Below are 26,578 nucleotides of genomic sequence, written 5' to 3' on the forward strand. Positions count from 1 at the left end.
ATATGATTGAGGAAAGAAAAGAAAGAACGGGGGCACACTCTGAAGAACAAATCAATATTCAGGAAATCCTTTTCCGTTATCTGATTCATTGGCCGTGGTTCGTAGCTTCGGTAATAGTCTGTATTGCTGTTGCATGGGGGTATTTACGTCTGACAACACCTATATATAATATTTCCGCCACAGTCCTGATCAAAGATGAGAAGAAAGGCGGTGGTGCGAATATGTCTTCCGAATTGGAAAAGATGGGGATGAACGGTTTTGTCTCTTCATCAAGTAATATAGAGAATGAAATTGAGGTTTTGACTTCCAGGACATTGGCAAGGGAAGTGGTCAGTTCTTTGGGATTGTTTGTGACTTATATAGACGAGGACAGGTTTCCCAAAAAGGAGTTGTATCGTACTTCTCCGGTTTTGGTAAGCCTGACTCCACAGGAAGCGGACAAGCTTCCACAGACAATGGAAGTGGGTATGTACTTGCAGCCTTCCGGTGTGATGGATGTACAGATTAAAGTGGGAGAGAAAGAGTACCGGAAACGTTTTGAGAAATTGCCTGCCGTATTTCCTACTAATGAAGGTACAATTGCTTTTTTTGCGAATAACGATACTCTGTCACCAATCCGTCCGGAAAGTGTAACAAAAGAACGTCATATTACTGCTTATATTAACAGACCTTTTTCTGTAGCGAAAGGCTACGCCGGTTCCCTGTCGATAACTCCTACTTCGAAGGCTACTTCCGTAGTGACCGTTTCACTAAAGAACTCCAATACCCAACGTGGTAAGGACTATATAGACAAGCTGCTTGAGATGTATAATATCAATGCTAATAATGATAAGAATGAGGTGGCTCAGAGGACGGCAGAGTTTATTGACGAACGTATAGGTATCATTTCAAAAGAACTGGGCAGCACGGAACGCGATTTGGAAAATTTCAAGCGTAGTGCGGGTATCACAGATTTGACAAGTGAAGCCCAGATTGCTTTGACGGGTAATGCTGAATATGAGAAGAAACGTGTGGAGAATCAGACTCAGATAAATCTTGTCATGGATTTGCAAAGATATCTGCAGGGTACTGAATATGAAGTACTACCTTCAAATGTCGGTTTGCAGGATGCTGGTGTAGCGGGAGCAATTGACAGGTATAATGAAATGGTGGCTGAACGTAACCGTCTGTTGCGTACATCCACGGAAAGCAACCCGGCAATTGTAAATCTAAATGCCAGCATCCGTGCGATGCGTGGTAATATACAGACCACTTTGGATGCAACGTTGAAAGGTTTGGAGATTACTAGAGCGGATTTGGTCCGTGAGGCGAGTCGTTATTCTCGTCGTATCAGTGATGCGCCCACTCAGGAACGACAGTTTGTTAGTATTGCCCGCCAACAGGAAATCAAGTCCGGCTTGTACTTGATGCTGCTTCAGAAGCGTGAGGAGAATGCTATTGTGCTAGCTGCCATAGCCAATAATGCCAAGATTATTGACGAGGCACAGGCAGACGGTGCTCCGATTTCCCCGAAGCGGAGCACGATTTACTTGACGGCTCTGGTATTTGGAATAGGTATTCCGGTAGGTATCATCTATCTGATTGGGCTGACCAAGTTCAAGGTAGAAGGTCGTGCAGATATTGAAAAACTGACTTCGCTCCCTGTTATCGGTGATATTCCATTGGCAGATGAAAAGACGGGTTCTATTGCCGTATTTGAGAACCAGAACAATCTTATGAGCGAGACTTTCCGTAATGTCCGTACCAATCTTCAGTTCATGCTTGAAAATGGTAAGAATGTAATTTTGGTTACTTCTACCATTAGTGGTGAGGGTAAGTCCTTTATATCCGCCAATTTGGCTATCAGTCTTTCCTTATTAGGGAAGAAAGTTGTGATAGTTGGTCTTGATATCCGTAAACCGGGCTTGAACAAGGTCTTCAACATACCTAAGAAAGATCATGGTATTACTCAATTTCTGACTAATCCTGCTATAAATCTGATGGATTTGGTACAGTCTTCTGATATAAACAAGAACTTATATATTCTTCCCGGTGGTACAGTACCTCCCAATCCGACCGAGTTGTTGGCTCGTGACGGGTTGGAGAAGGCTGTTGAAACACTGAAGAAGAATTTTGATTATGTGATACTGGATACTGCTCCTATAGGTATGGTGACAGATACTTTGCTCATAGGACGTGTAGCGGACTTATCTGTTTATGTATGTCGTGCTGATTACACCCGTAAGGCTGAGTTTACTTTAATCAACGAACTTGCCGAGAATAATAAATTGCCAAATCTTTGTATCGCCATCAATGGTTTGGACCTTCAGAAAAAGAAATATGGTTATTATTATGGTTATGGTAAATACGGTAAGTACTATGGTTATGGAAAACGTTATGGATACGGCTATGGGTATGGGGAACATAAGGTAAAAAGACCAGACTAATTAAAAAAATAATATCAAATATATGTCTGTGTTTAAAGACAAATCCCCTGTTAATTAATGGTATGGAGAAAGAGGACGTTACATAATTTTGCATTATTATAAATGAAAAAAACGATAATCGGAATACCAATTAATAATTGTAAAAAGAATCTTGTTTTTGATGAATTTTATGAGAAGGAACTTAAAGTTTTTTTAAATACCATATATGTCAAAATTGGATGCTTACAAAGAGAAACTGAACAGTATTCGATGTCTTGACCTTAAGAAATATCGAAAGAAATGTTTGGAATAATATTAAAAAAATATCTATAAAATGAAAATTGCAGTAGCAGGGACAGGTTATGTTGGTCTTAGCATAGCCACGCTTTTGGCGCAACATCATCAAGTGATAGCTGTTGATGTCATTCCTGAGAAAGTGGATATGTTGAATCGTAAACAGTCACCTATTCAAGATGAATATATCGAGAAATATTTGGCAGAGAAGCCTTTGAATCTAACTGCAACTCTTGATGGTGCGAAAGCCTATCAAGATGCGGAGTTTGTAGTGATTGCGGCACCTACTAATTACGATCCGGTGAAAAATTATTTCGATACGCACCATATCGAAGATGTAGTTGATCTTGTTCTAAGTGTGAACCCAAATGCCATCATGGTAATCAAATCGACAATTCCAGTTGGATATTGCCGGAACTTGTATGTAAAATATGCAAGAAGAGGAGTTCGAAAGTTCAATCTTCTTTTTTCTCCAGAGTTCCTTCGTGAGAGCAAAGCCCTTTACGACAATCTTTATCCAAGTCGCATAATTGTAGGTTATCCTAAAATTATTGAGAATAAGCAGTTTAGTGAAGAAAATGAAGCGATTAAAGCCATAGCCGACATACCGGCTTTGGAAAATGCTGCTCATATCTTTGCAACCCTTTTGAAAGAAGGAGCTATAAAAGAAGAAGTTCCTATGCTTTTCATGGGAATGAAAGAAGCCGAAGCAGTAAAGTTGTTTGCCAATACCTATTTGGCTTTACGGGTTAGCTATTTTAATGAATTGGATACATACGCTGAGGTAAAGGGCTTGGATGCACAAGCTATCATTCAAGGTGTCGGTTTAGATCCCCGTATCGGTACGCACTACAATAACCCTAGCTTCGGTTATGGTGGTTATTGTTTGCCTAAGGACACCAAACAACTTTTGGCGAACTATCAGGATGTACCCCAAAACATGATGACTGCCATTGTGGAGAGTAACCGTACTCGTAAGGATTTTATTGCCGACCGTGTACTGGAGATTGCTGGGGCATACGAAAGCAATAGTTCATACGATGTCAGTAGGGAAAAGGAAGTGACCATTGGTGTGTATCGCCTCACCATGAAGTCAAACTCAGATAACTTCCGTCAAAGTTCCATTCAAGGGGTGATGAAGCGCATCAAGGCCAAAGGTGCCAATGTGATTATCTACGAGCCTGCACTCGAAGATGGCACTACCTTTTTTGGAAGCAAGGTGGTAAACGATCTTAAAGTGTTTAAGACACAAAGTCAAGCAATTGTAGCCAATCGTTATGATACAAGTTTGGATGATGTAAAAGGTAAAGTTTATACACGGGATATTTTTAAAAGAGACTAAAAACGTAGGGAATGAATATACTAATAACTGGTGCGGCCGGTTTTATCGGTTCAAATTTGGTAAAACGTCTTTTGGACGATAGAGAAGACGTTACAGTAATTGGTTTAGATAGTGTGAATGATTACTATGATGTAAGCCTCAAAGAATGGAGATTGAAACAGGTGGCTTCAAATCCTCGCTTCGTTTTTATTAAGGGAAATATTGCAGATAGGCGACTCATTGATGATACCTTTGCCAAGTATACTCCTGAAGTCGTTGTAAACTTAGCAGCTCAAGCTGGTGTACGTTATAGTATCAGTAATCCCGATGCTTATATCGAATCTAATATCATCGGTTTTTATAACATCCTTGAAGCTTGTCGCCATTCTTATGATGGTGGAAAATTGGGGGTACAGCACTTAGTGTATGCAAGTAGTTCAAGTGTTTATGGTAGCAACAAGAAAGTACCGTATTCAACAGATGATAAGGTGGATAACCCTGTTAGCTTGTACGCTGCTACCAAGAAAAGTAATGAGTTGATGGCGCATGCATATTCTAAACTCTATAATATTCCAAGTACTGGTTTGCGTTTCTTTACAGTTTATGGTCCTGCGGGACGTCCAGATATGGCATATTTTGGTTTTACCAATAAGTTAATAAAAGGTGAATCAATTAAGATTTTCAATTATGGAAACTGTGAACGTGATTTTACTTATGTAGATGATATAGTTGAAGGCGTGCTTCGCGTAATGGAAAAAGCTCCTAAACGCCAAAAAGGTGAAGATGGATTGCCTATTCCTCCTTATAAGGTATATAATATAGGTAACAGTCAGCCTGAAAATTTACTCGACTTCGTTCAAATTCTTCAAGAAGAATTGATTCGTGCTGGAGTGTTACCGACTGATTACGATTTTGAGTCGCACAAGGAACTTGTGCCTATGCAACCGGGTGATGTTTCCGTAACCTATGCGGATACTACACCTATAGAAAATGATTTGGGTTTTAAGCCTAATACATCATTAAGAGAAGGATTGCATAAGTTTGCAGTGTGGTATAAGGAGTTTTATATGTAACTCCGTGTATAAGTCAGATAGTATTCATATGTAAAATAGCATCGAAAGTAATATATGAACGCAAATAAAAGAGTAGCGATAAATGCAATGGCAACATACGGACGTACGTTGCTTGGAATGGCATTAGGTTTATTTTCTAGTAGATGGGTACTACAATCTTTAGGTGACGTTGACTATGGATTGATGGGAGTTGTCGGCAGTCTAATTATATTTATAACCTTCTTAAATTCTGTGGTAACTGGAGCATGTTCTCGTTTTTTTGCTTATTCCATTGGGAAAGAAGATAATGATGATTTAGTGAGATGGTTTAATGTTGCTGTATGTGTGCACACTTTCCTTGCAGTTTTATTAGTAATTATTGGAGCACCCATAGGTGAGTGGGTTATCGATAATTTCCTTAATATACCAGCGGATAGATTAGTTACAGCACACTGGGTATTTCGTTTTTCATTGTTTGCTGCTTTTTGGATAATGTTTAATACTCCATATATAGCTATGTTTACTGCTACTCAGAATATTGCTGAAGCATCCCTTTGGGATATAGCTCGTATTCTTGCAAATTTTGGATTTGTTTATTGGTTAACTACCTATACAGGAGATGCATGGTTTGTGTATTCTGGTTTTACAGTAATCTTGGCTGTTTCATTAAGTATCGGACAAGCTCTAAGAGCACGATATGCATTTGCGGGGTGTAAAATCAATCTTTCCTATTGGGGGGATCGCGACAGAATAAAGAAGGTGTTTTCGTTCTCTGGATGGTCCTTGTTTGGTAGTTTGGGGTATTTGGCAAGAACCCAACTTCCAGCTATCCTTCTAAATAAGTATTATCCACCTATGAAATATACTTATGTTAATTCTTCATATCAAGTAGGAGGTGCTTTAGCAAGTTATACTCAAAATTTGTCCAGTGCACTGATGGGTGCTTTTCAACCTCAAATTACCACTTTAGCAGGAGCTGATGACAAGGAGGGGATGTTGAAAACTGTCATGAGAGCTTCTAAGTTTGGCTCTTTTTTAATGGCTATCATGGCAATCCCACTTGCTCTAGAGGCAGACTATTTGTTAGTTCTTTGGTTAAAAAATCCTCCATTATTGGCAAGTACATTCTGTCGACTAGTGCTTTTGCAGATGATTCTTGATAATTTAACTTTTGGACATATGTCTGGTATTATGGCAAGTGGTAAGATTAAATGGTATCAGATTATTACGGGAAGTCTTTGTATTTTAAGTGTGCCTATTGCATGGCTTGTTTTGGAGTTAGGAGGTGATGCTATCAGTGTAAGTTGGGTTATTGCTGGATGTATGGCTGCTTGCTCAGTCACAAGACTCTTTTTTGGACGCTCTCTATTAAACATCCGAATTTCAGAATGGGCAAAAATGGTTCTATTTCCAATTCTTGGTGTATCATTGGTTTCTTTTGTAGCAGGGTTGGGAATTGTCTATGCAATTAAAGAGCCTTCATTCCTACGATTAATAATAACGAGTGCTGTTTCGTGCGTAGCGATGATAGTAGCATCGTGGTTTTTACTGTTTGACCAAAGTGAAAAGAATATCCTTGGCAGAATAATCGTGAAATTGAAACTAAAAAAAAATGAACACTATCGGTAATTTAAAAACACGGGCAAAAAAAATATTGATGTCGAAGTTACATGCAGTATATGCGCAAGATTATGATGTTGTTAATGCTATAGCTTCAAAAGGTATTAAAGGGTTTACTGAACTGGAGTATCAGACACTAAAATCGGATATACTAGCATATATGGATAGTGTAAAAATTGCTCCATATACTTACAAGTATGCTAACAGCTGCTCACAACCATGCCTTTATGCAAGTATCTATGCAGTAATGTTAGAAGGTCTTTTAGGAGTTCTTGATAAACGAAGTAAGGATGACTTGAATGCTTGGGCAGAATATCTTAACTCTTTTCAATCTCCAGAGGATGGATTATATTACGATCCTAATCTATCTTGTCCTGCCTATGAACATCAAGGCGAATGGAATGAAGGTTGGGGTAAACATCATCTAATGGGTCATATGATAATTGCTTTAGCAAGATTGAATATTCTCCCTAGGTATCCACTTAGATATTTGGAAAAATATTATAATTTGGATTATTTGAACAAATGGATGAATCATTTTGATTTTGCAGATGATGTATGGACTGTTAGCAATTATTTTATGAATCTCTATACCGTCTTGGAATATGTTCGTGACTATATGCATGAAGACCGTGCAGATGCAGCCATACAATCCATGGCACAGTGGCTGTTAAGTAAACAAAATTCGTCTACAGGCATGTGGCATTCACTACCAATTTCCGAATTAAGTCATAGTGAACGATATCGAGTAGTTCGTGCTGCTTATCACTTTTATCCACTATTTGAATACGAAGGTATGGATGTTCCTTTTAAAAGACAGATAGAAGAATTTATTTATCCACTTCAAAATTCTTGGGGAGGATGGACTGTTGACGGTGGAAATGCTGGTGCATGTGAAGATATTGATGCCATCGATCCTCTTTTGCGTTATGCTACTACTAGCAATACAAGATTGATAAAACCGTTGATAGAAAGAGCTATGATTTGGCAGTTGTCCAGTCGTAATTCAGATGGAGGCTTTTCCTTCTATGTTCGGTCAAGGCAAGAGTATGGGGGACATTCTTTAACAACAAGTCAACGCGATGAAAGTTCGATGTTTGCAACTTGGTTTCGTATTTTGTGTTTAGCTTACGAAATGAATTTTTTAGGAATGCCTAATGGTTTTGATATAGGTCGTTTTCCTGGTTACGAAATCCCGATAAAAAACCGTTTATGAATACAAATCCCCGAATAACAGTTTTAATGAGTGTGTATAATGGAGAAAAATTCCTTCGTGAAGCCATTGATAGCATACTCAATCAGACATATAAGGATTTTGAATTTGTCATTTATGACGATTGTTCAACGGATAGTACATCTGAAATTATCAAGAGTTATCATGATTTGCGTATAGTATATCGTCCCAATGTGAAAAATCAAGGATTGACTTGGAATCTTGCAGATGGGGTGTTACGCTCAAAATCTGATTATATTGCCCGAATGGACGCTGATGATATAGCATATCAAGACAGACTTCAAAAGCAAATAGAGTGGATGGATACTCACAAAGACATAACAATACTTGGTACATCTGTTTCTTATTTTGCTCATAAACCGGGTGATGGAAGCTTAGCCAAACAACCTGAAGGTGATGAGATAATAAAGGCTACTCTTTTTATTAGCTTTACATTGATGCATCCTAGCATTATGATTCGAAGAGCTGACTTGGAAAATCATCACCTTAATTATAATCCTGATTATCGTTGTTCTCAGGATCATGCATTATATCTTGATTGTATTTGTGAAGGTTTAAAATTTGCCAACATGAGTGAGCCGTTGCTTTATATGCGGGCTCATGCAGAAAGCATATCAAAAGCCAAACATGGATTTCAGCAAGAATGTTCTCAAAGAGCACGATTAAACTTCTTGAAAAAGACAGAGCTAAATGATGGATGTACAGATTTTGAGGTAGAGACGTATAATACCTTCGCTTCTGGCTATTATCCTGATACTATAAAAAAAGTTAGAGCTTATGAAAATTTTGCTTTAAAGGTTACTCAAAATCCTAAAACCTCAGAATATTTCAATGGAGAAATACTTAAAAGATTGATGGCTGAAAAACTCTGTAATGGCGCATATCATGTTATAGAAGATAAAAAATACCGAAGAAGTTCGCTTATAGCAATAAACTCTAAGTTGAAGACTTATATTTCGCAGTGGTCTTTGAAACAAAAAATAAAATTCTATATTAAATTACTCAAATCATATATTTAATTGGTTGTAAGATTATACGATAATTCATTTCTATAATTCTAATTAATAATTGCTTAATTTTGAGTATGAAATATAATTAAAACAAGATGTGATATGACTAAGGTTTCAATTATTGTTCCTATATATAATGTAGAGAGTTTTCTTGATGAGTGTATTCAGTCTGTTTTAAATCAGACATATAAGGATTTGGAAATTATTTTAGTAGATGATGGATCGCCGGATAGATGCCCTGTTATGTGTGATGAATATGCAAAATATGATTCTCGTATTAAGGTGATTCATCAAATGAATGGTGGTCTTTCTGCTGCTCGTAACAGTGGAATGAAGATTGCTACGGGTGAATATCTTTATTTTCTCGATTCGGACGATAAAATATACCCATATACTATAGAAACCATGGTTGATAGGATTATTGAAAACCCCAATGTGGATGTTGTAGTAGCTTCGGTTATTAATCAAAATGGAAGTCCATTGTGCTATTATGACAATAAATCGTATCCTATCTATAGTGATAATAAAGAATGGATTCATGAGAAATTTTGCAAATGGGAAATTGGTTTAACTGCTTGGAATAAATTGTATAGAAGAGTTTGGTTAGAGAATAATCATATTTCCTTTCCAGAGGGATATATTCATGAAGATGTGTATTGGTCTTTTTATGTACAAAAGCATATTAATTCTATTGCTTTTGTGGAAAAAAATTGCTATTGGTATAGATTAAGTAATGATAAATCTATTACAAATGAAATAGATAGGACTAAATCTTGTATTGCTCATTTGCATATAATAGAGCTGATTGAGAGGAATATTATTGATGACTTGGAAGTTGAGTTCCTCAAACCAATTTCGTCCTATAAATTTTGGTCTGTCTATTATCCTTTGAGTAAAAATAAGAAACTCGTAAAAGACACATGTAGGAGCATATATAAGAATATTAAGCACCGTAACCCATCGTCATTGTTTTTAAAAGAATTTTCTATAATAACAGCACCTCACTGGATGGTTTCAAATTGGTGCTTTTATTTATATCGTGCGTATAAGAAGCTTTTGAAAATACTTATGATTACTAAATAATTATTTATAATAGGTGTCTAAATGGTATCACTTAAAGTTGTAAGTCTTTTTTTTGTATGATATGAAAGGATTGACTATTTTTACTCCTACATATAATAGAGTGTATATATTACCTCAACTTTATGGTAGTTTGTGCAGGCAAACCTCTAAGAATTTTGTTTGGCTTATCGTAGATGATGGTTCAACTGATAATACAGAGGTTTTAGTTAATAGTTGGATTTCTGAGTCAAAAATAGCTATTGAATATTATAAGCAAGCGAATGGAGGTAAAATGCGGGCCCATAATTGGGGTGTTCAATTGTGCAAAACACCTCTATTTACTTGTGTGGATAGTGATGACTATTTGACTGACGATGCTGTTGAGCATATTATATGTTTCTGGGAAAATAATAATTGTGAAGGTGAACATCTTGCAGGTTTTATAGGATATAAATCTATGGTTTTTCAGTCCAATGATGAGCCTAAAATAACATGTAGATTTCCTTCTATCAGACGAGGTAAATCGAGAGAGCTTTATCGGAAATATGGATTCGTAGGAGATACCGCAATGATATTTGATACTGATGTAATCAAAAAATATCCATTCCCTGTGGTTGATGGGGAGAAGTTTATCACAGAAGCTGCTGCTTATGTACTGATTGATAGTCATTATGATTTTCTTTATTGTGATGAAAGTTTTCAAATATGTGAGTATCAGCAAGATGGTTATACTGTTAATTCAGGATCGTTGTATTTGAAATATCCTAAAGGTTGGGCTATGTATTATAATATTTTGTGTGGTCTTGGAAAGTCAGAATATTCGTTGAAGGAGCAATTGCGTAATCTTACATATTATATCGTGTTTTCAAAAATAGGAAATCTAAAAGATGTTTTTCGTCATTCGAACGATAAGTCGCTTAAATATCTTATAGCATGGTGTCTGGTACCCTATTATAAATATAAACTATTAAAAAAGCTCAGAAAGTGATGAAAGAAAGAGTTGCCAGGATAGATTGGGCAAAAGCAATCGGAGTCTAGCTAATAGTGTTGGAAAATTTTAATCTGCAAAATCCTGATATTAATAGTTACACCTAATATGTTTCATATGTCATTATTCTTTTTTTCTTTCTGGATATTTGTTCGATTGTAGAAATAGTTTAACTTTTTCGCCGTCATGGTTTGGAATTTTTATTTTTGCACCTTTTCACCTTAAATATTTAACGCTATCTATTGTACCCCATAGCATTTATTTAGGTACTGGGGTATTTCTTGAAGAGATACATGAATATTATCGCAGCGTATCTGAATTTTCATAATTTAGTTATAGTTATTTATTACTATTTGCTTTTGTAATTGTAGGTATTGTGTATTGGTAATATGGATATGGCTAAAGGGGAAATCACAATTGTTCCTTTGTTTTTGCTTTAGACTGTATACTTTGGGATTTATGGAATATGTACTTTACTACCTAGTGTCAAAGCTATATCGGCTGTAGCAACTTCAAGGTTGCTAATAATTTGTACTTATGCTCTTGTATTCTGGTTCGTGCATCTTCATTTCTTTGATATATTCTCAATATTTTCATATCAGTAGTAGTTGTTACTATTATTGTTATGTTGACTTTAGTAAATCCATTAATAAATTAGATATTGCCCTGTTTTGCTTGGGGCTAAAAAATCAGTTTAAGATGTAAATTCATAATAAAACTATCATAACATGAAGAAAGTAATGTTAGTCTTCGGAACTCGTCCCGAAGCAATCAAGATGGCTCCACTTGTAAAGGAGTTCCAAAAGGATGTTGATAATTTCAAAACAATAGTTTGCGTAACAGGACAACATCGTGAAATGCTTGATCAAGTGCTTCAAATCTTTGGTATTAAGCCTAACTATGATTTAAACATTATGAAGCAGGGACAAGACCTCTATGATGTCACTACTCGTGTACTTGTAGGTATGCGTGATGTATTGAAAGAATGTCAGCCTGATGTTGTGTTAGTACATGGTGACACTACAACGTCTACAGCTGCCGCCCTTGCTGCATTTTACCAACAGATTCCTGTTGGGCATGTTGAGGCTGGACTGCGCACTTATAATATTTATAGCCCATGGCCCGAAGAGATGAATCGGCAAATAACGGGTCGAATTGCAACTTTCAATTTTTCACCAACACCATTATCAAAGGAAAACTTATTGAAGGAAGGAGTTTCTGAAGATAAAATAACTGTAACAGGCAACACTGTTATCGATGCACTTTATTGGGTGGTTGACAAAATTAAAAATGATGAAACCCTTAATTCTGATCTAGCGAGTACTTTGGAAAAAGCAGGTTACGACACAGGAAGACTTACTAATGGAAAGAAACTTGTGTTAGTGACTGGGCATAGAAGGGAAAATTTTGGGGATGGTTTTATACATATGTGTGAAGCTATCAAGGAGCTAACTCTCAAATATCCTAATGTGGACTTTGTTTATCCTATGCATCTTAATCCTAATGTTCGTAGGTCTATTCACGAAGTGTTCGGAGAGGAACTTTGCAATCTTGGAAATATGTTCTTCATAGAACCATTGGAGTATTTGAGTTTTGTATACTTGATGGAAAAGGCGAATATCGTATTGACAGATAGCGGTGGTATACAAGAAGAAGCCCCAAGTCTTGGCAAGCCTGTTTTAGTAATGCGAGATACAACAGAACGTCCAGAAGCACTTGAGAATGGAACAGTACATCTTGTTGGAACAAACTATAATAAAATTGTGCAGGAAGTATCAACTCTTCTTGATGATGCTGTCGCTTATGAAAAGATGAGTAAAGCTGTCAATCCTTATGGTGATGGATTGGCTTGTAAGAGAATATGTAATGCTTTAAAATAAATATTATATGATACCTAAAGTAATTCATTATTGTTGGTTTGGTCGTAATCCATTGCCAGCTGATGCTAAGGTTTATATCGAATCGTGGAAAAAATATTGCCCAGACTATGTGATTAAAGAATGGAACGAGGATAATTTTGATTTGGATTTGTTCCCATATGCAAGAGAGGCCTATGATAATCGTCGATTTGCGTTTGTTACAGATATTGTCCGACTGTATGCGCTTTACAACGAAGGTGGAATCTACATGGACACAGATGTTGAAGTACTAAAATCTCTGGACCCTTATCTTTCTCATCATGCATTTTCCGGTTTTGAAAATGAAACTCGTGTTCCGACAGGTATAATGGCAAGTGAAAAAGGTGGCCAATGGGTAAAAGATAATCTCGATTATTACAAAAATCGACATTTCGTATGCAAAGATGGTTCTTTGGATTTGACTACAAATGTAGAGACGATAACAAGTATTATGTTACAGCATGGTTTGGTTCTAAACAATAAGTATCAAAATATACCTGATTACTTTACGATCTACCCGAATGATTATTTTTGTCCAAAGTCTTTGGAAGATGGAAAAATTTATTTAACTAACAATAGTACAACCATACATCATTTTGCTGGAAGTTGGTTAACTCCTTATGAAAAATTTAAAGAACGCATGGCGAAAATGATGGGAAGTAAGTTAAGAACTATAATTCTATCTATTAAACATCGTTTATGAAGGATAGAGTAGTATGGGTAGATTGGGCTAAAGCCTTAGGTATATACTTTGTTGTGTTAGGACATTATATTTTGCCCAATGCTGAAGTAAGAGGGTATATCTATATGTTTCATATGCCTTTGTTTTTCTTTCTCAGTGGACTCCTAACTAGTGATAAGTCGTTGAACATGTCATTTGGTGGATTCGTTAAGATAAAGGCTAAAAGATTAATTGTACCTTATTATTTATTTTCAGTCTTGTGCTTCGTTTGGTATATTATTAAATTGAAAGCGGGTGGTGGTTTAGATATATTTAATACTACCGTCCCCATTTTTGTTAATTCTTTTCTTTGTGGTGATTCTCCTATGTCTTGTGGACCAGCATGGTTTTTGTGGTCGCTTTTTTTCTGCAATATTTGTGTATATGCCTATAAAAGGTATCCTGTAGTTATGTTGATTCTGTTATCTACATTGGGCGTGATTAACTTACCTATTTATTTGGCTTTACACACAGTGCCTTGCGCTCTATTGTTCTTTGCGGTGGGCTTTATAGGAAAAGATAAAATTATAAATGCTGCGGATTACATTGTAAGCAAGAAGGTGATTGCTTTTATAGTCTCTGTAGTATGTTTAGTGCTGGTGTTGGTGGGCTACCGACTTATAGGTAATATGGATATGGTAGCTGATCAGTATACTAGTTATCCAGTATTCAGTTTGATATTTGCTTTTATTGGTATCTTTGGTGTGATTTCTTTATGTATCTTGATTGCAAAACAAAGCTCGTTTATTGAGAGTATTTCGCGTTCAACTTTAGTGATTATGTGTTTGCATACTGAATTGTTATGGTTTATTCAATTGCATGTTTATAATATATTCTCTAATTGGTTTGTTGTTTTGATATCAGCATTTGCTATTGTTGTAGTATTAACAGCTATAACACCTTTCATTAGAAAATATGTTCCTATATTGATGGGAGGAAGATAATATATGAAAATAGAGTTAAGTATAATCGTACCTGTTTACAATGTTGAGCAATATTTATTACGATGCTTGGAGTCATTATTTGTCCAGGGAATGGATGAGAGTGAATTCGAGGTCGTAGTCATAAATGACGGTAGTCTTGATAATTCACTGAATATAGCTGAGAATTTTGCAGGTCAGCATACAAATGTCAAGGTAATAACTAGAACGAATGGGGGGTTGAGTGCTGCACGTAATACTGGTTTAGAACATTCTGAAGGACAATATATTTGGTTTGTAGATAGTGATGATTTCATTGAACCCAATACAGTCAAGCCTCTCTTAGATTATGCCATTGCTAACGAATTGGATGCATTATGCTTTAATCTACAATTATATTTTGATGAAGGAAGGATAGAAGCTTATAATAATCCTTCTACAATTGACGGTAAAATATTGAGTGGTGAGCAATATCTTGTATCACAGCCAATGCCGCCAGCTGCTGTTTTGGCATTTTATAAACGTGAACAACTAATTAAGTATGATTTACGATTTAAGGTTGGTATTTTGCATGAGGATCAAGAGTTCACTCCCAGAGCTTATTGCTTGTCTCAAAGAATATCTTATGTAGATAAGGCTATTTACAATTACTATCAACGAGAAGGTTCTATTATGAAATCGGGTAGGAATGATAAAAGAGTGACTAGTTTTCTTACTATTTGTGATTCATTATACGATTTTTGTTTGGCCAATGTGGGTGATAATTCCGTTGCTTACAACTATTTTATGAAACAAATTGCTTTTGTCTATTCACAGGCTTTGGCTTTTTGGGATATTAATTCAGTTGTTACTTTAGATGAACTAAAATCTAAACCGTATTATCCATTGACAAAGGCATCAGGTTTAAATATGAAGGAATTATTTAAGATTAGTCTGATGAATCTTTCAATACTCTTATATAAATCTATCACTAAATTTATTTGATATGAGTAGTTTTAAACTTTATTTGGTTCACTTTATCTTTGTTCTTTTGCCAGAAACTAGGTGCTTTGGCTTAAAACGTGTGTTACTCCGTTTTTGTGGGGCTAAAATCGGGCGAAATGTGCGTATTAACTCTAGTGCGGTATTTTCAGGTTCTGGCACATTAGAAATTGGTGATAACACTTGGATTGGCCCTAAATGTTTTATTTATACCTCTTCCAATATTAAGATAGGTTCAGATGTAAATATGGCTCCTTGTTGTGTTGTATTAAATGGAAGTCATATTATTGATTTTGATGGTCCATCTATTGCTGGAGATGGCATAACAGAAGATGTTGTTATAGCTGATGGTTGTTGGATTTGTACGGGAGCTACTCTGTTGGGTTCTTCAGTTATAGGACGTAAGTCTATTGTCGCTGCATGCAGTTGCACTAAAGGGGAATATCCAGATTATAGCTTAATTAAAGGGTTGGTTGCCAAAGCTATACCATTGAGCAGAAAATGAGTAAGTACCTGTCTTTTTTGACACATTTGCCTGTGTTTTCGGAAGTGAATGCTCCTAAAAGTTGTAGCTATTTGGCATGGTTATTCGCGGTAGTAGCTGTAAGTACTGTTTCTGGCTTCTTATTTTTCCCCACAAGTATGCTATATTTTGCTACTTGTACGTTATGTCTTCTCTATATATTGAAGGAAGGGCGAATTCAATGTAATAGTAATTTTATTTTGTTATATGTGGCTTTTGGAATTAGTGCTTTGATGGCGAGCACTCCCTTGTTTAACTCTCAAATACGATTTGGATTGTTTGTAATGATTACATTAGTGTGTTCACCATGCATTCAATCCGATATTGCAGTTAAGTTTAGGACTTTAGCTTGTAGAAATTTATTAATTTTATTTGGAATAATGTCCATAGCCTCTTTCTTTTGCTATTTTTTAGGAATCAATTTTATGCCTTTGCATATTAGTAGAGCTGACCTTGTCAATGTTGTGGATGGACAAGCTGGTACTTTTAGTGGACTGTTTGTCCATTCCATGTTGATGGGACCTTTGGCCGCATTGACATCGTTGCTTTTTTTTCATGCATATCTATATAATAAAAAACTAATATATATTATTCTCTTTTTGATAGGAGCTTTGGCTACTTTCCTTTCTGCCAGTCGCGGGGCTGTGATGTCTTTGGTTCTTCCTATTGTCTATTCTTTGTTGTTTTCAAATAAAGCAAGGGGAAAAGTAACTTGGCTTTTAATCGTTTCTTCTATATTGGCTATACCTGTTGCTGACAGAGTAACTACAGGACTCATTGAAAAACAGCAGGGAAATTTAAATGCTGGCAGTACATTTAGTAGTCGTCAAAGTAAGTGGGATAATCGTTGGGATGAGTTCAATTCCTATCCTCTCTTGGGAGTAGGCTTTGGTGCTGTAGACCCTAAATATACAGATGATTACAATGAAAATGGCGGTATAGAACCAGGTTCTTCTCATCTTTCAGTTTTGTCTATGACTGGATTATTAGGCTTTATCCCATACTTATTGATTATTTTGTCTGCATATAATGTAATAAGGAGAAAAAAAAGAGATGTTGTCGCTGGTTTTAGATTATCGATGTTGCTGTCTTGTATGTTATACGCTATTGTAGAAGGTCATGCTTTATTTGCTGGTGGTTTCTTGTTTCTTATGTTTTGGATATCTATAGCTCAATGTAGTGACTATGTGTATCTGTTGAAGAGGTGTTGTTAACGCTAAATACATAAATAATTTTCAATCAAAGTAAACAGTTTATTTTTATGACTATAGCATTTGCCACAGTCGCATTAAATATTCATCAAGTTGGAGTGGCTGATCAACTCTATAAATTATCTAATGGGCAGTTTTGGTTCATTGAGACTAATGTTCCTAATGAAGAAAATAATAAGGGGGGGGATGCGGATTATTCTAAGCGACCTTATCTAATAAAGTCTTATGAGAGTAAAGAAAATTATCATAAAGCGTTACAGATAATACATGATGCTGATGTATTTGTTTATGGTTCTTGTCCTATAAAATATTTTAAAGAGCGGGTAAAAACGGGTAAACTAACATTTTTATATAGTGAACGTTGGTTTAAGCGCGGTTGGGTAAATGTGTTCTCTCCTCGTTTAATCAAACAAATGTTGTTTTATCATCTGCATTGTCATAGAAAACCGGTATATTTATTGGGATCAGGAGGCTATGCGGCTAATGATTTCCATAAGATGTTGGCTTTTCGTGGTATGAGTTATAAGTGGGGATACTTTACAACTGTGCCAGATTTAGACATTGAATCAGTTATGCAGCAGAAGCGTAATCAGATTACGAAGATTTTGTGGGTGGCTCGTTTTATTCCTTTAAAGCATGCTGAACGTATGGTTGAATTGGCAGCTAAACTTAAAGTAGCAGGTGCGAAATTCAGTATTACTATGATTGGTACGGGACCTGAAGAAGAAAGTATAAAGCAGATGGCGATTCATCAAGGTCTGTCTGACTGTATGACTTTCTTAGGAGCATTACCTAATAGTGAAGTAATGATAATTATGAAAAATCATCATATTTTTTGTTTTACGAGCAATAGACTTGAAGGGTGGGGGGCTGTAGTGAATGAATCGATGGGATGTGGGTGCTGTCCCGTGATATCTATTGATACAGGTGCTGCGCCTTATTTAATTAAAGAAGGAGTGAATGGCTTTACTTTTGATTTGTCAAAGGAAGATGATCTGTTTGATAAAGTTTATTGGTTATTACAGCATCCTAATGATCGTGAGCAAATGAGTATTAATGCCTATCGAACCATTCATGATGTGTGGAGCCCCGCTAATGCTGCAGCTAATTTTTGTAAGCTCGCTCAATCGCTTTTGGCAGATAAGACCATTCAAATTAGCGATGGTCCTGGGTCTATTGCATAATTATTATAGATCATTTAATTTGGAATAAATATGAATATATTAGTAATGGCTTCAACTATTAAGATGGGGGGAGCAAAGACTATTTATAACCAATTTATGAGTCATTTGCCTGAATATATCGGCTCTGATAAATATTTGGTGTATGTAAGTGAAACGTTGGATAAACCTGAAATTCCCAATGTAGAATATGTAGTAAATCATATTACTAGAGGCTACAAATTGTTGCAATATGAACGGATTCATTTGAGTGAAGACTTAGCAAAAAAAGGATTTAAACCAGATTTGATTATCTCACTTCAAAACAATGGATATAAGTATATTAAGGATTGTAAGCAAATTGTTTATTATCATCAGGCTATTCCCTTGTATGCTGGATTTTATAATCCGTTCTGCCATTTTGAGCGAATCTTGTTCTATTATAAATTTGTCTATCCTTATGTGATGAAGAGTACATGGGCGAATGATACTATTTTTGCCGTTCAGACACCGGTTGTTAAGGAACGATTTGCAAAAACATTTGGTATTAGTCAGGATAGAATTAATACATTCTTTCCTGATATGGAAAAAATAAATAGCTTGAATGTTGAATCTTATGATTGGGGTGATAACAATTTTCATTTCATTTTTGTTGGAGAAGGAATGAAGTATAGAAATGAGATTACATTGGTTAGGGCTGTCAAAGAATTGTATACTGTCGATAAATCTATTGCTAATCGAGTTCGTATTCATGTGCTAAGTTCCAAACATAAAAATAAAAATGTAGTTCCTACAATAGAAAAATTAGGCTTGAAAAAGAATTTTATTTTTGAAGGAATAGTGGAACACTCAAAATTGTTAGAGTATTACAAATCAGCTACAGCTTTATTGTTTACAAGTGTTATTGAGACAGTAGGATTACCCTTGATGGAAGCTGCTGCATTTGGAATTCCTGTATTATCTTCTAATATAGATTTTGCTCGTTATGTAATCGGAGGGTATGAAGGAGCTATATTTATTGAACCTTATGATGTTAGACTTTGGGTCAAAGAGATTGAGAAAGTCTGTATTGAAAAGAAACAATATCCTTTATTCAATCCTAGTCAAAAAAGTGATTGGATAAATTTCTTTAATCTTATTTCGAATATTAAGTAATTATATCTGTTGTACTTTTTTACGATGGTTAATTACGAGTACTGTATTTAATCCAGTACAAACAACTCCTTATAGTTTGCAGTATAAAATAAAATCTAGGGTTGGGAATGTTATCAATTCAACTATATTCCGTTGGACTTTATTTTTTTACAGAAAAACATGAGTTGCTATTTTTTATTGTTTGGGCAAAGGTTGATTGAACTTGCTCTATTGGTGGAGATGCCGAAATTGTTGTTCCATGGAATCTTACAATTGGTGCATATTCAAGTATTGATAAGGATTGTTGCATTAGATGTGTAGAGGAACCGTTGTTATTGGAATCAAATGTTGCATTTTAAGAAGCGTTGATTATTTGGCTCTCCTAATATTTCGTCTCCCAATTTTGAATTGATAGATGCTCCTATAATGATTAAGACAACGCTTAGATTATCGCCAAGGCTATGGTTGGTAAGGGCGTAATTATTGGTGAAGTTTCAGCTGTTGTTTCAATGGCTAATGTAGTAAATTTTGTTGTATTATTGTTGGTGTTTTTTGTAATATATTGAAAGATAGGATATTAATGGTTAGTGAAGGGATGTCTTCGTCTTATTTTAGGTGCGAAAGGGGGGATAAGATGCTCTCTCTTTTTAATCCAATACAAACAAATGGCTTGAGCCGTAATGAAAAAATTAAGAATTTATTGTGGATGACAGTAAATAGTACCATATTTCGTTGGAGCCCCTCTCGGTTGGGAATTTTTCGGAGATATCGTGTGTGGTTAACTCGTCTTTTTGGGAGTAAAATAGATTATACTTGTAGTTTACATCCGTCCTGTAAGATTGAATATCCGTGGAATGTAACAATGGGATGCCTTTCTTCGTTAGGTGAAAAATCTTGGGTATATGCAATGGCTCCTATTACAATTGGTGAAAAGTCTTGTATAGGAAAGGATGTTTATCTTCTTACAGGTTCACACGATGTTAATAGCCCATATTTTGCATTGATTACACGTAGAATTACGATTGGTAGTGCTGTATGGCTTGCTACAGGTTGTAGGGTGCTTCCAGGAATATGTATTGGTGATGGTGTAGTGGCTTCTGCAGCATCTTTAATCTGTAAGGATGTGGAAAGATGGGCTATAGTAGGAGGGAATCCTGCAAAATTTATTAAGAAGAGAGAACTGAAAAATGAATAAACTTGATTTGACAACTATCATCCTTACATACAATGAGGAATTGCATATTCGCAGATGCTTGGAGAATGTGTGCCCAATCTCTAAAAAGGTGATTGTGGTGGATAGTCCATCAACAGACAGCACTGTAGAGATTTGCAAGGAATTTGAAAATGTGGAAGTTGTTGTTCACAAATATCCGGGTAATCAAGCGGAACAGTTTAATTGGGCACTTGATAATGTAGAGATATCGACAGAATGGGTGCTGCGTATTGATGCAGATGAGTACCTTCTGCCAGAATTGATGGAAGAAATTGAAGCGAAGTTGCCTACTTTGCCCAAGGAGGTGACTGGTATAGAGTTGAAGCGTCGTCACATCTTTATGGATAGGTGGGTAAAGCATGGCGTATATCCTGTGTTGATTATGCGTATGTTTCGCAAAGGTATGGGCAGATATGACGATGCTCGCTTGATGGATGAGCACATTGCGCTGAAAGAGGGGCGTTCAATAGTGTTGAATAATGATTTCTGTGATCATTCTTTAATTGATTTGGGTGACTATTGTCGCAAACACATCAACTATGCACAGCGTGAAGCTTGCGAAGTGTTGAATGATGAGTTCAACCTTTCAGGGGGTAATGATAGAGACAAAAATGGGGGACTTGGCAAACAAGCAAAAGAGAAACATTACCGCAAGAATGATTATAACAAGCTCCCGTTGTTCTGGCGTAGCTTTGCCTATTTTTGCTACCGTTACATTATGAGAGGCGGTTTCCTTGATGGCAAGGAGGGCTTTTTGTTTGCATTCATCCAAGGATGGTGGTATCGTGCTATGGTGGACGGTAATATCCTAGCCTGCAAGAAGGCTTGTGGCGAGGATAAGGAGAAAATGAAGGTATTTATTAAAAATCGTTGGAATATTTCGCTGTAGGGCTGTATGGTTTAATGACTAATGATAAATATATGAGGATTTCTATAGTAACTGTTACTTGGAATAGCGCTGCAACGCTACGTGATACCATTGAAAGTGTCCTGAAACAAGACTACAAGAATTTGGAATACATCATTGCCGACGGCTTGTCTAAGGATGAAACTGTGAGCATAATCAAGGAATATGAGCCTAAATTCAATGGCCGCATGAAATGGTTCTCAGAGAAAGACAAGGGGATGTATGATGCCATGAATAAAGGTATCAAAATGGCTACCGGTGACGTAGTGGGCATCATCAATTCGGATGACTTCTTTCATCGCACGGATGTGATTTCAAAGGTGGCAGAGGCTTTTGAACAAAATAAATCCATCGAGGCTGTGTATGGTGATGTCCGTTTTGTGAATGATAGTGATTTGGATAAGACGGTACGCTATTATTCATCGAAAAACTTTGCACCTTGGCGTTTCCGCTTTGGCTTTATGCCTGCACATCCTTCGTTTTATACATATAAGCACAATTTTGAGAAATATGGCTATTACCAGTATGACTACAAGATTGCAGCTGATTACGAGTTACTGACCCGTTTTCTTTATTCAAATAAATTAAAGTCGAAGTATTTGCATTTGGATTTCATGAAGATGCGAACAGGAGGTAAGAGTACCGCTAACTTGAAGAGTAACTGGATATTGAATAAGGAAATTGTCCGTGCGTGTCGTGAAAATGGAATATGGACATGTATGCCGTTGCTTGGATTGAAATACTTTGTGAAAGTTTTTGAGTTGATTTTTACAAAAGAATAATATGAAGATACTTATAACCGGAATCCACGGCTTTGTCGGAAGTAATATTGTAAAAGCCATGGGACGGAATCATGAGATTTACGGTCTCGACATTGTTGCTCCGGAAAAGGAGGGTGTGGTCAAGACCTTTTCCTGGAACGACCTTGATGAAAATAAGATTCCACAGGTAGATGCTGTCATCCATCTTGCCGGCAAGGCACACGATTTGAAGAAAATATCGGGACCAGAGATTTATTTCAAGATTAATACCGGATTGACACAGAAAATCTATGACTGGTTCCTTCAGTCATCGGCCGGAAAGTTTATCTTCTTCTCGTCTGTAAAGGCTGCTGCCGATTTTGTTCCGGGTGATATTCTCACTGAGGATATTGTCCCTAATCCTGTGGGACCTTACGGTGAGTCCAAGATTAAGGCTGAAGAGTATATCTTGTCTCATCCTGCAACCGGTAAGCAAGTGTATATCCTGCGTCCCTGTATGATACATGGGCCCGGTAACAAAGGAAATCTCAATCTGCTTTATGGTGTGGTGAAAAAAGGGATACCTTGGCCGTTGGGAGCGTTTGAGAACCGACGCTGTTTTACTTCCATTGGCAATCTTTGCTTTGCCATCGAGGGTTTGCTTACCAAAGATATCGCTTCGGGTATCTACAATATGGGAGATGACGAGTCTTTGTCAACCAACGAGCTTATTGCAGTCATTTGCAATGCGCTGGGGAAGAGGGCACACATCTGGTATCTACCCAAGGGACTGATGAACGGCATGGCAAAAGTGGGAGACGTTTTGCACCTGCCGCTGAACTCGGAGCGTTTGACGAAACTTACCGAAAACTATGTGGTGAGCAATGCCAAAATAAAAAGGGCACTGGGAGTAGATAAAATGCCCATACGTGCCGAAGAAGGACTGACACAAACCGTTAAATCATTTGCAAATACAAAATAAGTATGGTCGTATATCTGTTGATAGCAGTATTATTGCTTGTTCTTGAATTGGCATATTTCAAGGTTGCCGATAAGTGTAACATTATAGATAAACCTAATTTACGTTCGTCGCACAGTTCTATAGTGCTGCGTGGCGGTGGTATTATTTTCTTGTTTGGCGCCTGGCTTTATGCCGCCTTTTATGGTTTCACATGTCCGTGGTTCCTGTTGGGGCTCACCATGTTGGGTGGCATCAGCTTTGCCGATGATATTCATTCGGTACCCAATAAATTTCGACTGATTGTACATTTCGCTGCTATGACACTCATGTTTTATCAGTGGGGAATTTTACTGCCTGAGTATTGGTGGGTGGTTATCATTGCACTTATAGTATGCACCGGCATTATCAATGCGTATAACTTCATGGACGGTATAAATGGTATCACCGGTGGTTATTCATTGGCGGTATTGATTCCCTTGTTGCTCTTGAATATGCAGGACGAATACACCGATAATAATTTCATTATTGTGACTTTGTTGAGTGTATTGGTGTTCTGCCTGTTCAACTTCCGTACCAAGGCAAAATGCTTTGCCGGTGATGTGGGTAGTGTCTCCATCGCATTTATTTTGCTCTATTTCCTGGGCTCTTATATTTTGCAGAGTGGAAACTATTGGGCTATAATGCTGTTGATGGTATATGGCGTGGACAGTGTGCTTACTATCTGTCACCGCATCATGCTACATGAGAATATTGGTAAACCCCATCGCAAGCATGCTTATCAACTGATGGCTAATGAACTGCATATTAAGCATGTGACAGTGTCCACCATTTACATGGCTTTGCAGTTGGTAATTTCTTTGGGTGCCATCTATCTGCCGGTGAACAAGTATCTGTATCTTGTAGTGGTATTGGCATTGCTTTGTGTAGCCTATATATTGTTCAAAAAGAAGTATTATCATTTGCACGAAGAGTATCTTCGTGCTAAAGCTAACGAAAGGAATGATGGAAATTAATGACCAATTACTTGATGAGTTGTTGTCTCAGGCTGAGACCAATGAGAGACGTCGTGTCAATCTTGATTTGCGTAATGGCGATGGAGACACTTCCCAACGTATGCTCAATGCCTTGCAACCGGGAACGCATGTTCCCATTCATCGTCACACAACGACTAGTGAAACTGTAATTCTGCTTAGAGGGCATGTCACCGAACTTTTCTATAACGACAAAGGGGTTGAATGCGGTCGTTATGATTTGAATCCCGCGAAAGGTGTTTATGGTGTTCAAGTCCCCGTTGGAATGTGGCATACTCTTGTTGTGCATGAACCTTCTGTTATCATAGAGATGAAAGATGGTGCCTATGTGCCCATTACCATGGATGATATTTGGCAATACGAATAAATTCCGGTTTATTATTGAGAAGATAAAACGAATGGCTGACAATAGAATCTACTGTCAACCATTCGTTTTTATTGGCTCATACTTGTGAATACTCCTTCACACACTCAAAGCACGGGCATCCCTTCATCGGATTCAAATCACGATGCCCCACAATCAACGCTTTCGGAAACTGTCGCCGCAATTCCCTCAACAAAGCAAGCAACGAGCCCTTTTGTTCCAAGGTACGCGTATCCTTCGGCTTTCCTTCCGCATCCAGCCCGCCTTCATAGCAAATGCCAACCGAATGGGCATTATGATTCCGGCAATGTGCCCCAACCTTTTCCAGCGACCGGCCCCGATGGATTTCCCCGTCACGTGTGATATAGAAATGATAACCGATGTCACGAAATCCACGATGGTGGATATGGTCTGAACGACAGGCTTCCGCCGAGAGGGATTTTCCCTCTGGCGTAGCGCTGCAATGAATGATAATTAGTGTAATGGTCCTCATTAGTTTACATACAGCTTTGCACTCCTAACACACCGCCGATGGCAGTGGCTACAGTGATGATAATTTTGAGAACTAAGCTCCATACGGAGCGGCGTGATGATGAATTACTCATAAGTCGATTTTTTTTTAGATTATTCAAGTTTCGCAAGTCGGTATATTCCGCATGGCTTCCTTCCAAGAAGGAGGAGAATTTAATAGAACCGACTTTTTAGACAGCCTCACAGAAGATGGGAGATAGGTGATAGAGGCAAGAGTTAAGCTGCCGGATCCGGATCAGGAGTCTCTCCGTCACCATCCGGGTTCGGGTCAGGCGTATTGCCGGAACCGGAACCGTTGCCACCGGAAGTGGTAGGCTTCTGATACTCCGCCTGTTGTCTCAGTTGGCTGTCGAGCTTCAGTTTGGTCGTCGACAGATTGCCTGTGGCACGTGCCTTGAGCCTCATACCGGTGATATTCTTCTCCAGCGAGAACTCTTCCAACGTTTCAGCAGCCTTGCTGCGGATACCTACACCGAAAATGGCAAGGTCGTCAATTTTCACACATTTGCCGTCGAGCAGCAGCTCCTTGATGCAGTCCACCATATCGGTGAGCACACCCTTGATGACACCGCCGGAATACGGTGAATTGTGCTTCGCCATATGTTCGGCAAGCTTGGCCAAATCATACGTCTCGTCGCTTACCGCACGGGCGAACCACTTGCCCGCATTCAAGCCTTTCTGCTGCTGGTTCTGATAAATTTTGTAACGAATCATAAAACAATAAATTAAAGGGTTATACATTGTGTCTCCGGGATTCTTTCCCCTTTTGACGATACAAATATACAACCCCGGAATCCCGGAAAATCGGTTGTGGGCCGTTAGGCTCATACCTTGTCGGTTATATGCAATTAGGGTCGGTTATTCAATGCAAAAGCGTTGGCTATGTGGATATATTTTGTTACTTTTGTGACAGTAAATCAGAAACTTATCCATCATGAAAGAATTCAGAATACGTGCCTATGGACGCATGGAGCTGGCACAACTCTATTCTCCCGAACTTACCAGTATTGCCGCTTACCGGAAAATGAAAAAATGGATCCTACGGTGTCCCGGACTTTTACAACGCTTGTATGATTTGGGTTATCAACCGGAACATCGCTCTTTCACACCGTTGGAAGTGCGGGTGATTGTCGATGCGTTGGGTGAACCTTAGAGAGCATTTCTTAACACTCTCTAAAGCTACGCTTTGCACTCTCTAAAGCTATGCTTTAGCACTCGTAAAGCACCGCTTTAGCATCCGTAAAGCTATGCTTTAGATTTTGCAAAACAATAAGTTGCTTTCAGATGCAATAGATGC

At 37.5% G+C, this 26,578-nt stretch carries 26 protein-coding genes; 23 read left to right on the forward strand and 3 right to left on the reverse strand.

The window, feature by feature from the left end; genetic code table 11:
- Positions 1-2 precede the first annotated feature (2 nt).
- The 22 genes from CLIN57ABFB40_RS04870 to CLIN57ABFB40_RS04975 all read left to right on the forward strand — a co-directional run bounded on the left by CLIN57ABFB40_RS04870 (position 3) and on the right by CLIN57ABFB40_RS04975 (position 24,753).
- Positions 3-2,426: a GumC family protein gene (locus CLIN57ABFB40_RS04870; protein WP_175629128.1), complete on the forward strand. Its 2,424-nt coding sequence runs from the start codon at positions 3-5 to the stop codon at positions 2,424-2,426.
- 313 nt (positions 2,427-2,739) lie between these two features.
- Positions 2,740-4,041: a nucleotide sugar dehydrogenase gene (locus CLIN57ABFB40_RS04875; RefSeq protein ID WP_175629129.1), complete on the forward strand. Its 1,302-nt coding sequence runs from the start codon at positions 2,740-2,742 to the stop codon at positions 4,039-4,041.
- An 11-nt stretch (positions 4,042-4,052) separates the two neighbouring features.
- Positions 4,053-5,093: an NAD-dependent epimerase/dehydratase family protein gene (locus tag CLIN57ABFB40_RS04880; RefSeq protein WP_175629130.1), complete on the forward strand. Its 1,041-nt coding sequence runs from the start codon at positions 4,053-4,055 to the stop codon at positions 5,091-5,093.
- Positions 5,094-5,147: 54 nt separating this feature from the next.
- A complete protein-coding gene (locus tag CLIN57ABFB40_RS04885; protein WP_175629131.1) occupies positions 5,148-6,701 on the forward strand; it encodes a lipopolysaccharide biosynthesis protein in 1,554 nt (517 codons plus the stop codon).
- Entirely contained in the window at positions 6,685-7,908 is a 1,224-nt protein-coding gene (locus CLIN57ABFB40_RS04890) for a hypothetical protein (protein WP_175629132.1), read from the forward strand. The genes CLIN57ABFB40_RS04885 and CLIN57ABFB40_RS04890 overlap by 17 nt, the downstream gene beginning before the upstream one ends.
- Positions 7,905-8,945, forward strand: coding sequence for a glycosyltransferase (locus CLIN57ABFB40_RS04895; RefSeq protein ID WP_175629133.1), 1,041 nt, complete (start codon positions 7,905-7,907; stop codon positions 8,943-8,945). The genes CLIN57ABFB40_RS04890 and CLIN57ABFB40_RS04895 overlap by 4 nt, the downstream gene beginning before the upstream one ends.
- 93 nt (positions 8,946-9,038) lie before the next feature.
- Complete coding sequence (locus CLIN57ABFB40_RS04900) at positions 9,039-10,019, forward strand: glycosyltransferase family 2 protein (RefSeq protein WP_175629134.1); 981 nt, start codon at positions 9,039-9,041, stop codon at positions 10,017-10,019.
- Positions 10,020-10,080: 61 nt separating this feature from the next.
- A complete protein-coding gene (locus CLIN57ABFB40_RS04905; RefSeq protein ID WP_175629135.1) occupies positions 10,081-10,986 on the forward strand; it encodes a glycosyltransferase family A protein in 906 nt (301 codons plus the stop codon).
- Positions 10,987-11,714: 728 nt separating this feature from the next.
- Positions 11,715-12,866, forward strand: coding sequence for a non-hydrolyzing UDP-N-acetylglucosamine 2-epimerase (wecB, locus tag CLIN57ABFB40_RS04910; RefSeq protein ID WP_175629136.1), 1,152 nt, complete (start codon positions 11,715-11,717; stop codon positions 12,864-12,866).
- A gap of 7 nt (positions 12,867-12,873) precedes the next feature.
- A complete protein-coding gene (locus tag CLIN57ABFB40_RS04915; RefSeq protein WP_175629137.1) occupies positions 12,874-13,587 on the forward strand; it encodes a glycosyltransferase family 32 protein in 714 nt (237 codons plus the stop codon).
- Complete coding sequence (locus tag CLIN57ABFB40_RS04920; protein ID WP_175629138.1) at positions 13,584-14,549, forward strand: acyltransferase family protein; 966 nt, start codon at positions 13,584-13,586, stop codon at positions 14,547-14,549. The genes CLIN57ABFB40_RS04915 and CLIN57ABFB40_RS04920 overlap by 4 nt, the downstream gene beginning before the upstream one ends.
- Before the next feature lie 3 nt (positions 14,550-14,552).
- Positions 14,553-15,509: a glycosyltransferase gene (locus tag CLIN57ABFB40_RS04925; protein ID WP_175629139.1), complete on the forward strand. Its 957-nt coding sequence runs from the start codon at positions 14,553-14,555 to the stop codon at positions 15,507-15,509.
- A gap of 1 nt (position 15,510) precedes the next feature.
- On the forward strand, positions 15,511-16,011 hold the full coding sequence (locus CLIN57ABFB40_RS04930; RefSeq protein ID WP_175629140.1) for an acyltransferase: 501 nt from the start codon (positions 15,511-15,513) through the stop codon (positions 16,009-16,011).
- A complete protein-coding gene (locus CLIN57ABFB40_RS04935; protein ID WP_175629141.1) occupies positions 16,008-17,243 on the forward strand; it encodes an O-antigen ligase family protein in 1,236 nt (411 codons plus the stop codon). Before CLIN57ABFB40_RS04930 ends, CLIN57ABFB40_RS04935 begins: the two co-directional genes overlap by 4 nt.
- 47 nt (positions 17,244-17,290) lie before the next feature.
- Positions 17,291-18,424, forward strand: coding sequence for a glycosyltransferase (locus CLIN57ABFB40_RS04940; RefSeq protein WP_175629142.1), 1,134 nt, complete (start codon positions 17,291-17,293; stop codon positions 18,422-18,424).
- Between the two features lie 30 nt (positions 18,425-18,454).
- A complete protein-coding gene (locus CLIN57ABFB40_RS04945) occupies positions 18,455-19,555 on the forward strand; it encodes a glycosyltransferase (protein WP_175629143.1) in 1,101 nt (366 codons plus the stop codon).
- Between the two features lie 613 nt (positions 19,556-20,168).
- Complete coding sequence (locus CLIN57ABFB40_RS04950) at positions 20,169-20,729, forward strand: colanic acid biosynthesis acetyltransferase WcaF (RefSeq protein ID WP_175629144.1); 561 nt, start codon at positions 20,169-20,171, stop codon at positions 20,727-20,729.
- Positions 20,722-21,636 carry a glycosyltransferase family 2 protein gene (locus tag CLIN57ABFB40_RS04955; protein WP_167965581.1) on the forward strand — a complete coding sequence of 305 codons (915 nt, stop codon included), beginning with the start codon at positions 20,722-20,724 and terminating at the stop codon, positions 21,634-21,636. Before CLIN57ABFB40_RS04950 ends, CLIN57ABFB40_RS04955 begins: the two co-directional genes overlap by 8 nt.
- Positions 21,637-21,668: 32 nt before the next feature.
- Entirely contained in the window at positions 21,669-22,436 is a 768-nt protein-coding gene (locus tag CLIN57ABFB40_RS04960) for a glycosyltransferase family 2 protein (RefSeq protein ID WP_175629145.1), read from the forward strand.
- A 1-nt stretch (position 22,437) separates the two neighbouring features.
- Entirely contained in the window at positions 22,438-23,376 is a 939-nt protein-coding gene (locus CLIN57ABFB40_RS04965) for an NAD-dependent epimerase/dehydratase family protein (RefSeq protein WP_175629146.1), read from the forward strand.
- A 2-nt stretch (positions 23,377-23,378) separates the two neighbouring features.
- Positions 23,379-24,368 carry an MraY family glycosyltransferase gene (locus CLIN57ABFB40_RS04970; protein ID WP_175629147.1) on the forward strand — a complete coding sequence of 330 codons (990 nt, stop codon included), beginning with the start codon at positions 23,379-23,381 and terminating at the stop codon, positions 24,366-24,368.
- Positions 24,358-24,753, forward strand: a complete 396-nt coding sequence (locus tag CLIN57ABFB40_RS04975; protein ID WP_175630339.1) for a WbuC family cupin fold metalloprotein — start codon at positions 24,358-24,360, stop codon at positions 24,751-24,753. The genes CLIN57ABFB40_RS04970 and CLIN57ABFB40_RS04975 overlap by 11 nt, the downstream gene beginning before the upstream one ends.
- A gap of 76 nt (positions 24,754-24,829) precedes the next feature.
- On the opposite strand, the gene CLIN57ABFB40_RS04980 is transcribed toward CLIN57ABFB40_RS04975, so the two are convergent.
- From CLIN57ABFB40_RS04980 to CLIN57ABFB40_RS04990, 3 genes are all read right to left on the reverse strand, one after another.
- Positions 24,830-25,243 (reverse strand): N-acetylmuramoyl-L-alanine amidase, encoded by a 414-nt coding sequence (locus CLIN57ABFB40_RS04980; RefSeq protein WP_175629148.1) that lies wholly within the window; start codon positions 25,241-25,243, stop codon positions 24,830-24,832.
- A gap of 4 nt (positions 25,244-25,247) precedes the next feature.
- Positions 25,248-25,355 carry a smalltalk protein gene (locus tag CLIN57ABFB40_RS04985; RefSeq protein WP_005680790.1) on the reverse strand — a complete coding sequence of 36 codons (108 nt, stop codon included), beginning with the start codon at positions 25,353-25,355 and terminating at the stop codon, positions 25,248-25,250.
- Between the two features lie 142 nt (positions 25,356-25,497).
- Positions 25,498-25,995 (reverse strand): DNA-binding protein, encoded by a 498-nt coding sequence (locus tag CLIN57ABFB40_RS04990; RefSeq protein ID WP_175629149.1) that lies wholly within the window; start codon positions 25,993-25,995, stop codon positions 25,498-25,500.
- A 220-nt stretch (positions 25,996-26,215) separates the two neighbouring features.
- Here CLIN57ABFB40_RS04990 and CLIN57ABFB40_RS04995 point away from each other — a divergent pair, with 220 nt between their 5' ends.
- On the forward strand, positions 26,216-26,434 hold the full coding sequence (locus tag CLIN57ABFB40_RS04995) for a DUF4248 domain-containing protein (RefSeq protein WP_022136899.1): 219 nt from the start codon (positions 26,216-26,218) through the stop codon (positions 26,432-26,434).
- Positions 26,435-26,578 lie beyond the last annotated feature (144 nt).

The organism is Bacteroides acidifaciens, from assembly GCF_903181435.1.
GTDB lineage: Bacteria > Bacteroidota > Bacteroidia > Bacteroidales > Bacteroidaceae > Bacteroides.